Annotated in this window: 7 protein-coding genes and 1 other annotated feature; of the genes, 1 reads left to right on the top strand and 6 read right to left on the bottom strand. The window is 29.1% G+C overall.

Annotated features, from left to right (window positions below; genetic code table 11):
• The first annotated feature begins 377 nt into the window (after positions 1 to 377).
• On the top strand, positions 378 to 1,553 hold the full coding sequence (locus IC175_RS12390; protein ID WP_227851582.1) for a GGDEF domain-containing protein: 1,176 nt from the start codon (positions 378 to 380) through the stop codon (positions 1,551 to 1,553).
• Positions 1,554 to 1,827: 274 nt separating this feature from the next.
• On the opposite strand, the gene IC175_RS12385 is transcribed toward IC175_RS12390, so the two are convergent.
• From IC175_RS12385 to cspBA, 6 genes are all read right to left on the bottom strand, one after another.
• Entirely contained in the window at positions 1,828 to 2,502 is a 675-nt protein-coding gene (locus tag IC175_RS12385) for a YARHG domain-containing protein (protein WP_227851581.1), read from the bottom strand.
• A gap of 209 nt (positions 2,503 to 2,711) precedes the next feature.
• Positions 2,712 to 3,170 (bottom strand): hypothetical protein, encoded by a 459-nt coding sequence (locus tag IC175_RS12380; RefSeq protein WP_227851580.1) that lies wholly within the window; start codon positions 3,168 to 3,170, stop codon positions 2,712 to 2,714.
• Between the two features lie 176 nt (positions 3,171 to 3,346).
• Complete coding sequence (asnS, locus tag IC175_RS12375) at positions 3,347 to 4,744, bottom strand: asparagine--tRNA ligase (protein ID WP_227437264.1); 1,398 nt, start codon at positions 4,742 to 4,744, stop codon at positions 3,347 to 3,349.
• A 75-nt stretch (positions 4,745 to 4,819) separates the two neighbouring features.
• Positions 4,820 to 5,054 (bottom strand) — a binding site (T-box leader).
• Positions 5,055 to 5,343: 289 nt separating this feature from the next.
• A complete protein-coding gene (locus IC175_RS12370; protein WP_413926922.1) occupies positions 5,344 to 5,547 on the bottom strand; it encodes a CDIF630_02480 family spore surface protein in 204 nt (67 codons plus the stop codon).
• 101 nt (positions 5,548 to 5,648) lie between these two features.
• Positions 5,649 to 7,322: a bile acid germinant receptor pseudoprotease CspC gene (gene cspC / locus IC175_RS12365; RefSeq protein WP_227437268.1), complete on the bottom strand. Its 1,674-nt coding sequence runs from the start codon at positions 7,320 to 7,322 to the stop codon at positions 5,649 to 5,651.
• Between the two features lie 9 nt (positions 7,323 to 7,331).
• Positions 7,332 to 10,730 carry a bifunctional germination protease/germinant receptor pseudoprotease CspBA gene (gene cspBA, locus IC175_RS12360; RefSeq protein WP_227437270.1) on the bottom strand — a complete coding sequence of 1,133 codons (3,399 nt, stop codon included), beginning with the start codon at positions 10,728 to 10,730 and terminating at the stop codon, positions 7,332 to 7,334.
• Positions 10,731 to 10,850: the final 120 nt, after the last annotated feature.

Raw genomic sequence — 10,850 nt, 5'->3', positions numbered from 1 at the left:
AATCGCTTATATCGTTGTAATTTCAATACTTTCAGTTTTATAGCAACTCTAATTCATATAATATATTAATTATAAATCTAACTAATACAACTTAATTATACCTTAATTGGATATATTTATCTATTTTATTTGTCTTATATTAGTATTTCATTATAATTGTCTAATATTCTAAAATAAATAACTTACTAATCTTAATTATAATAAAATACTAATACAAAATTTTATTTAATCTTAACTAATAAATACTATCTATTACAAATTTAGATTGTTACATATAACATATTTTGCTATAATTAAGTTATAAACAAAGTATTCCGAGTATCTAAGAAAAGAAGAGGAATACTTATTTTTATGTTTTATTTTTAATGGAGGCTTATATGAACTTAGAAAATTTAAAAAAATTCTTTGGATTCCCTCTAGATAAAAAATACAAAGAAAATGTTGAACGAGAACTTTGCAATTATCTTTATCATACAGGCAAAATTATTTGTATCATAATAATAATATCTCAACTAATTATGATGATATCAATATCAGCTAGAGATGGTGGTCCTTTTGCCACCCCAAGACGTCAATGGTATTTTTGTATGTATATAATACTATTTTGTATCTCTTTAATTTTTATGCTTGTTTTTTCTTATCTTTGGAATAAAAAAAAGGAACATTGTACTTATTATATAAACTTGTGGGTGATTTATGTAACATTTTTCTGCTTATGGGGTTGTGTAATTACTTTGCTTGACCAGTTAGGCGGAAATGATTTGAGTGTATTCAGTTATATAATGTTAACAGCTGCTGCTTTTTCAGTATTAAAATTAGGTCAATCAATAATAGTTTTTGGAGGATGTTTTTTATTTCTTAATCTACTCTTACCAGGAATTCAAACTGTATCAGGTAATGAGTTCAGTAATATTGTAAACACATTTTTTATAACATCACTTGCTATTTTTATTTCTACAATGTTATATAGAAGTCGTGTATTTACTTATTATGATAAAATGCTAATCCATCAACAATATGAAGAAATCTCCCATATGAATAATTTATTAAATCTTAAGGTTATGACTGATGACCTAACTAAAATGAATAATCGTAGGTATTTAGAAGATGTTTTTCAAAAAAAATTAAAGACCCATACAAAGCAAGAACCTATAACAGGAATGATGATAGATATAGATTATTTTAAACAGTTTAATGACACTTACGGACATCAAAAGGGTGACTACTGTTTACAGAATATTGCTAAAGTAATTTTAGATTTTACAAATTCTGAAAATTCACATGCTATCCGTTATGGTGGTGAAGAATTTTTTATATGTCTTTTCAATTGTGATGAGGAGAATGCTAAACTTAAATCCGAATATTTACGTAAGATTATAGAGTATTGTAATTTTGAACGTGATGACGTTCCTTCAAAATGTGTGACTGTTAGCATCGGAGTTCATACAAAGAAAGTTGAAGAATTAATAACTTTAAATGAATTTATAAGTTATTGTGATAAAGCTTTATATATTGCAAAAGAACAAGGTCGTAATCGTGTTGAGTTTTATTAGTAGTATAGAAACAAAGTATTAATCCTTATATTTATATTTTCTTAATAATAAATTTATTTTGTTCAAAATATTTGTATAATATTATGTAAACCTATAAATTAGCTTTTAGATTCATAATTATTAAATCTATAAATTATACTTAAGTCTAACTTATAGATTTAATAATTTTATATATAATTAATTCATGTTTAAAATTAATTCACATTTCAATTTTAATGTTTATAGACTATCTTATACTACACATTTAGACATGTATTTTAAAATTTCTTATAACTTAGTTTTCCATTTCCTTAATCAATGATACATTTTGTTTCTCTACAGAATTTAAAACATCTGTATCCGCTCCTATACTATAATCTGGCTGATACCATGACTTATTGCTAAAATAGCTTTTATAAGGTTCTTCTTTAAATACATATCCATATCTTGCAAATATTTCATTTCTTATATATGCTAACTCCTCTTTACTATAAAGTTCAAGTTCATCTTTAGTTAATACTCTAGAATCACTATCATATATAATATAATCATCATCATAACTTACTTCTTTATTTTTCAAATTCGAACTTGAACCTGAATTACTTTTAGTACTCTTTTTATCAGTATTTTCACTATTTTCCTTGTTATTTATACTCTTGATAAATTTCTCCGCGTCTTCTTTGGAAATTTTATTAAGTGTACCACTTACATTATTAGCTTGTAATGAAATTTCATTACTATTAAACTTAGTTATAGTAAATTTTTCCTTTGATAAAGTATCTTTTCCTTTTAATACTATGCTATTACTATCTGAACTTTCTACTTCATATTTAACTGTATAATTGCTTTCTTCTTCACTTTTACTATAAAGTTTTATCTTATTTGGCTCTTCAAATTCAAATATATTATATTCATCAGCTTTCCAAAAACCATTTAAGTCTTTTGGTTCTAAATTTTTAGAGTAAATCAATTTATTTCCTAAATAAATCTCTGAATATTTTCCTTCATTGTTTATTTCTATATTTGTCTTTCTTAGTTTTTAAATTATAAAAATGTATTTCCTTATTTTTAGTAGAATATGCTATATTCTCTGAATTAAATGAATAGCCAACAACATCACTTGCTATCCTGTCTTTATCTAAAAATAACTCTACTAGTTATAGTATAGCACAACAAACGTTATCCAAGCACACCCACTATTGTCACTCCAAAAGCTTTTAATGACTCTTGAAGCACTTCATTCCCACCATAAGGATATCCAATAGGGTTAAAATAAAGTTTAGCAGTTTGTTCACCAATCATTTCGCAACCTTCTATTGTATAATCGCCAAGTCCAATTTCAGAAAACACAGTCTCAAAATCCCATGAAACAGACTTTATGTATTCCTGTCGATTCTCTTCATCCAGTAGTTTATAGTTCTCCCAAAACATTTTATTTTCTGCTTCTGTTGGCCACCAAAAATAATCTAATTCTTCTTTATTATAAAATTCATCTACTTTTTCTAAAATATAATATTCTAAATCCTCAATTTGTATACAATCATTTTTTATACCTGCTATATATGAAAATAAATTTTTTATTCGATTAAATATTTTTACATCATTCACATTAAATTTAATAAAACAAAAACTACACATTATTTATCCTCCTAGTATAAGTAACTTATAATTACATTGTATAATAAAATATGAACAAACAAACTACATATATTTGTAAACACAATAAAAATAACTTGTATGTATCTAAATCAGATAGCACACAAGCTATTTTATTATATCGAAAAATTATATAATCATATTATAGGTTATAATTATTAGAATTCAGCATTTTTAGGAGTTCTTGGGAAAGGTATAACGTCTCTTATGTTAGACATACCTGTCATATACATAATTATTCTTTCAAATCCAAGACCAAATCCAGAGTGAGTAGCAGTACCAAATTTTCTAAGTTCTAAATACCACCAGTAATCTTCTTCATTTAATCCCATTTCATGAATTCTATCTAATAGTACGTCTTCTCTTTCTTCTCTTTGAGAACCTCCAACTATCTCTCCAACACCAGGAACTAATAAATCCATTGCTCTAACAGTTTTCCCATCTTCATTCATTCTCATATAGAAAGCTTTTATATCTTTTGGATAATCTGTAACAAATACTGGAGAATTGTATATTTGTTCTGTTATATATCTTTCATGTTCAGTTTGAAGATCGCATCCCCATTCTACTGGATACTCAAACTCATGTCCTGATTCAAGTAATAACTCTACTGCTTTAGTATATGTTATTCTAACAAATTCAGAGTTTACTATTTTATTTAGTCTTTCTAGCAATCCTTTATCTATAAAACTATTAAAGAATTCCATTTCTTCAGGAGCGTTTTCTAAAACATAGTTTATAACATATTTTATCATATCTTCTGCAAGTTCCATATTATCTTCAAGGTCTGCAAAAACTATTTCTGGCTCTATCATCCAAAATTCTGAAGCATGTCTTCCTGTATAAGAGTTTTCAGCTCTAAATGTAGGTCCAAAAGTATAGACATTTCTAAAAGAAAGTGCCATTATTTCGGCATTTAATTGCCCACTAACTGTCAAATTAGCTTCTTTCCCAAAGAAATCTTGTGTATAGTCTATTTTACCATCTTCTGTTTTTGGAATATCATTTAAATCCATAGTTGTTATTCTAAACATTTCTCCTGCACCTTCACAGTCACTACCTGTTATGATTGGAGAATGTGCATATACAAAGTTTCTTTCTTGAAAGAATTTGTGTATTGCATATGCAGCTATTGATCTTACTCTAAATACAGCTGAAAAAGTATTACTTCTTGGTCTTAAATGTGCTATTGTTCTTAAATACTCAAGTGTATGTCTTTTCTTTTGTAGTGGGTATGAACTATCTGATTCACCTTCTACAACTATATTTTTTGCATGTATTTCTACTGGTTGTTTAGCTCCTTCTGTAGATACCAACTCACCTTCTACAAGTATAGATGAACTTATTGCCAATTTACCTATCTCTTTAAAATTTTCAACTTTTTCATCAAATACTATTTGCATATTTTTAAAGAAACTTCCATCATTTAATTCTATAAATCCAAAGTTTTTAGATACTCTAGATGTTCTTATCCATCCAGCTACTTTTACAGTTTTTCCTATGTACTGTTCTTTATCTCTGTACAATTCTTTTACTGTTATAAATTCCTTTTGCATTTTAAAGCCTCCTAGTTTAATTTTTAGTAATTTTTTCTAAATATAATTCCATAAAAAAAGCCCTTCATCCCTGTATAAAGGGACGAAAGACTATTACTTTCGCGGTACCACCCTAGTTGTCATAAATGACCTCTTAGTTAAGCAATGCTTAAAGCCTATAACGGTGCCTTCCGTCTAAGTCTACTTGCTAAATAAGCTTTCGATTAGAAACTCCAAGATGTTCTTCAATATAAAACTTGTATTGAGCTTTCACCATCCTCAACTCGCTAAAACTGCATTTTATATCTACTCTTCTCTTCACAGTATTTATCTTCTATTATTTCCGCTAATTAACAAAATTATACCAATTTATAAATTTTTAGTCAATAAATTTATGCAATTGATATTTACTAGTCTTATATAATCTATAAATATTTATATGCAAAGATTTATATTTTCCTTTCAAATATTTGTAAATTACATTTTCCCTTCTGACACCTATAAAAAAAGTAAAGCAGTATACTGTTTATTAGCTTAAGTTTAACTTTAAGCTTTTTAAACTAATACTACTTTACTTAAATACAATAAATTATTTATTTTTGTTATCAAGTATAGAAGTTTTACAATTTACTTCCATTGTCAACCCAATCTTTTGCTTCTTCAACACTATTAAGTGAAGGTATTGAAACTTTACTATGAGGTTTTAATTTTTCAACATCTGCCCAAGCTGCTGTTGATTCATTTCCAACTAGAAGCGGACTTCTAAGTCTTTTGTTATCGTTACCTTTTAATGCTCTTGCTTTTTTACTTTCCAAAACTATCACCTCTATATATTTATTTTGTAATAGTTTTAGCAATTTTTCAAATTAAATTCATAAGTAAAATTTATAACAGATAAAATACCATTATTTACATATTTTTTTATTTATAAAGTATTTGCCATCTGTTGAATTGTATTTTTTAAATTTAAAATACCATATCCCTGTGAAACATTTGGATACGTATATATATCGAGCTTCGTAGCTCCCAATATTAAATATGTTTTTAAAACTTGTGTAAACAACGATAACCTTGGGATATTATCTTGTTTTTCCAAATATTCCATTAATAAGGCTAAGACTCCACAAACTATTGAACTACTAACTCCTGTACCTGTTGCTGTATTGTAGGTTCCATTTTTATATGTAGATATTATATCTACTCCTGGCGCTACTATATCTGGCTTAATTCCCCTTCCTCTAATTGGCCCTTTTGATGAACCAATCCACATACTATCAGTCTTATTATTAAATGTACCAACTGTGATTACATCATCACCAGCAGCATACATAGTTATTGTAGCCACTGAGTCTGGGTCTAAAAATCTTGTATCTGGTGCTATCAAGTTTTTATTTGGTAAATATATATCATACTCTCCCCCTATTATAAGTTCTGGAGTTAGCCTCAAAGTCCACACACCAGGTTTTATATCTCTAAGTCTTATCTCTAGGCTTTCATTCCCAGAAGTAATATATGGATAGATGAATCTCATTGAATAAGTAGTATTTTCCAGATTAAACTTTCCTCTATATACATAAAAGTCTGGAGAATATCTTATATCATGACTAACCTCACCTGAAGGAGATATTATTTGTGCCCCTATCTTATCTGGACCATTTGTATTGAGTGTTATATCAAGTGCGTAATCGTCACCATCTTGTATTATTACATCTTGGACTTCATTTAAACTACTAAATCTTCCAGCATAATGAATATCTGTATTACCTTGATTACCTGCACCACTTACTACAACAACACCAGCACTACTTAATATATTAAATGTATCTAATATGGAAGTAGTTGCTACAGCACCTGACTTAACTCCAATAGTAAGATTTATTATTATAGGCTTATTTTCTGTTTTTGCTATATTAGTAACATATGTTATAGCTGCTAAAAAATCTGAAACACTATAATTTATCTTTCCAGCATAATAAGTATCTGTATATGATTTTAATTTAACCACTATCAAATCTGACTCTGTAGTTATACCTCTATATTGTGAATTTACTCTTCCATTTCCCACTAATATACCAGAAGCCAAAGTTCCAGTACCTATATTATCTTGACTTAAACTTCCATCATTTCTACTTATAGCTAAACTTAATTCACTTCTTGTAAATTCACTCCCAAAAATAAATCCTTCTGGTGGTGGATTTGTATTTTCTTCCTGATCCCATAATCGTAAAACCTTACTCGTTCCATCCGCATTTATAAAGTCAGGGTGTAAATAATCTATACCAGAATCTATAACTGCTAATAAAATCCCTCTTCCTGTTATATCATTATATGGATTCTCATAAATATACTCTGCTTCAGTAGCTGTTGTAATAGTTTCTCCATTATTCATATTATTAGTTATTTCAATTAAACTGCTCATTGGAGCAGATTCTTCCCACCAAGCAACCTGTAATATATTGTTTAAAATAGTTTCATCAAAATCCATAGGTACATATATTACTGCAAGCTGGCTATTTAAAACCATATATTTATTTATTCCGTTTTCTTGAAGTGCAGTTTCTATATCACCTTGGTAAATTATACAATAAGATTTTTCCATAAATCCCTCCTATCTTAACACATCAAACATACCTCTAACATCCAAAGTTCCATATCCAGTACTCATATTTGGATACTCTGTAGTTTGGTTTTTTCTAGCTCCAGCCTGCATAAAAGTTTTTATTTTTTGAACATATGCTTGATTTGGATATCTTCTATCAACAAAAGTATATTGAAAATACATCGCAGCGGCTCCTGCAGCATGTGCACTAGCTGCTGCTGTCCCAGTTATAGTCGCATATGTATTTCCAGGATATGCAGCTATTATATTAACTCCTGGTGCTACTAAGTCTGGCTTTAATCTATCCTCAATAGTCGGCCCTCTTGATGAACTTTGCCACAAACTATTATTAATAGTATTATAAGCTCCTACAGTTATTAAATCATCTTGAACAGCTGGATAATTTATTGTATAAAAAGGGTCAACCTCTCTAAATCTAGTTCCACTTTTTAAAAGAGCCCTATTTGGAAGATACAAGTTATATATTCCATTTACAATATAAACTCCTACTAATCTAATCTTCCACACTCCTCTTTTAGCATTTTTCAGAGTAACATTGGTAAACTGCTGCCCTGAAAAAGTAGTTGGATATACATATGTTATAGAATACTCCGTTCCTTCTAAATCAAATAAACCTGTTATCCTATTATAACTTGATATTCCAACACTTTTACTTTCTTCACCAGTGGGAGACACTATTATTACATCTGCCTTATCTGGTTTATTCAGCCAAAGTTCAACTGATAATTCTTCTTCTTCTTCATTTAATTCCAACTCGACTTCAACGGAACTTCCTACATTTGGTATTATTCCAGATGTGTGTGTCTGAGTATTTCCCTCATTTCCAGCTCCTGCTGTTATACACAGCCCTCTAGTAAAAAATGCTTTTTCACTATTACTTCTATTGGTCAATCCAACTAAACTATTGCTACCCAAAGATATATTTATTACTAATGGTTTCCCAAGTTCTAAAGATTTTTTATATGCATACTGAGATGCAGCAAATAACATTGCACTATTATAAAATCCTTCTATCTTAGCAATTTTTATTATTATTAATTCAGCATCTTCAGCTATTCCTGCATATTCCTTATTTACATTACCAAGACCTGCACATATGCCACTTATCATAGTCCCTTGCCCAACTTCATCTTGAGATAGACTAGCATCATTTTCTGCAATTGCTCTATTAATATCTTCTCGTGTATATTCTGTCCCAATATAAAAACCTTCAGGTGGAGTTCCATTCTTTGTTTGGTCCCATAAAAAAGCTATTTTTGAGGTTCCATCTGCATATATAAAGTCTTTATGTAAATAGTCTATTCCTGTGTCAGCAATCGCTATAAGAGTACCTCTTCCTGTTATTGTTATATTGGGATTATTTTTAAAAAAATTTACACCTATTTCTTCGGTTGCAACTACACCACCAAAAGTACCTTGATTAATCTCTCCAAGCAGTGTCATCTTTATAGTTGATTCTGTCCTTATAACTGATGGAAGTTCCAAAACTCGTTGTATGCTATTATAGTCTGTAGTGTTTATAGATAATACACCAAATGAGTCACTTAGCTTAAGAAATTCTTGACTCATACCCAATGAGGCTAACTCATCTTCAAATTCAGGAGTATGAATTACATTTATTCCTGCCAATGTTCCTGATTGTCTATCCATATTTTCACTTATAAAATCCTCCAACTTTAAATCATCGTTTCTCTGAGAATTATAATTTTCTATAACTCTATAATTATTTTCTTCATCTTTAAACGACTTATTAGTGCTTCTATATCCAATGTCCTCTGTTTCTAAGTCTTGATTTATACTAGATAAAGTATACAAATCTATGTCTGATAAACTTAAAAAACCAAATCCCGATGAATTATTTGGATATGACTGATTACTTGTTCTTCTTGCTCCCCTAAGAAGCAATGCTCTTAACTTTTGCGAATATAAAAACAAATCATTTCCATTTACAATTCCCCATTCCATAAACAACGAACAAACTCCTGTAACATGAGGAGTGGCCATGCTCGTTCCAGTTAATGCTCCACTGGTACCTCCTGGTAAAAAAGATATTATATCTTCGCCTGGAGCTAATAAATCTGGTTTAAATACACCCAATTGTGTATCTCCCTCGCCAGAAAATATAGATACTATATCTGTTCTTGAATTGAAACTTCCTACAGTTATAACTCTACTTGCTGTTCCGGGAACTGTAACAGTAAGTTCTTGAGTAGGAATCAAAAATCTCGTGTTTCTATTTAATCCCTCAGAAGTTGGTAGATATATGTTTACATTACCAGTTACAATATCTATAGGTTCAAATACAATTCTCCATAGACCAGGATTTATCTGTGTATTTGAACTTAATTGCAATGTAACTCTTCTAGTAAGAGAATATGGTGCTATAGGATAAAAATAACCAGTAATTCTTGTATCTCCTAAAGTATTTCTTATTTCACCTGAAGTTAGAGAAATTGATTGTGTCTGGCTATTCGATGGACTTACTAAATGTACACTAAAGTCATCAATAAAATCTGGCCATATGTTTATATTTAATATACGCTCTCCTTCTCCAATTACAAACTCAACTTCTTCTGTAGTATTATTTTGAAGCCTAATCCTTTTATGTCCCCCCTTATCTGCATTATTACCAGCCGCTACCACTATATTATTTTTCCAAAATAAACACATATCATCTATATACTGCTCAAATAAAGAAGTCCCTCTATGTGAGCCTTCATTACTTCCATAACTTATATTTAATGTAACAGGCATTCTTAATTCTAATGCCCTATCTAAAATAAATTTAATCGCCCTCATAAACTCTGTACTTCTTGAAAAAACATCTGTCTGTATATTTCCAACCCTTACTACTATTATCCTAGCATCGCTTGCAATGGTTGAACAAATACCTGCAACATGTGTACCATGTAGACTAGTCGTTGAGATAGGTATATATGTATTACCAGCTATTGCATTATTTATATCTTCATTATTATATAAGGTTCCTTCTTTAAAACCTGCTGGAGGATTTCCTTGTATAGACTGGTCCCAATAGTATAATATTTTGGACTTTCCTTCGCTATCTCTAAATACAGGCAAAGTATAATCTATACCTGAATCAATTATACCAATTATAGTTCCTTTTCCAGTTAATCCTGTTCTATTTTTAAAACCTGTTATCCCTGTACTTGAAAAACTTTGTATGTCTTGAGTTTGTAATATAAAAGGTTTTTCTATAAACTCTATTTCTGGATAAGTCAATAATCTATTTATATCTTCTTCATCACTTGATGTTATTATCGCATAGGAAGCATTAAGTATTTCTACTGAAACACCTAATTCTTGCTCTAATCTTAATATATCTCCATTGTATTTTACGATTAATTCATAATTTATTATAATCACCTCAATTTCTAAAATTATTATTAATGTATATGTTTTTTGTAAGTCTAAAATGTATTAGACTACATAATTTTTAAATTTCAATTATACAATTTATAATATAAAAAATGATGGTACATTTTT

Source organism: Clostridioides sp. ES-S-0123-01 (assembly GCF_020658415.1).
Lineage (GTDB): Bacteria > Bacillota > Clostridia > Peptostreptococcales > Peptostreptococcaceae > Clostridioides.
Note: the sequence above shows the minus strand (reverse complement) of the source record. Positions and strands in the feature narration are given on the sequence as shown.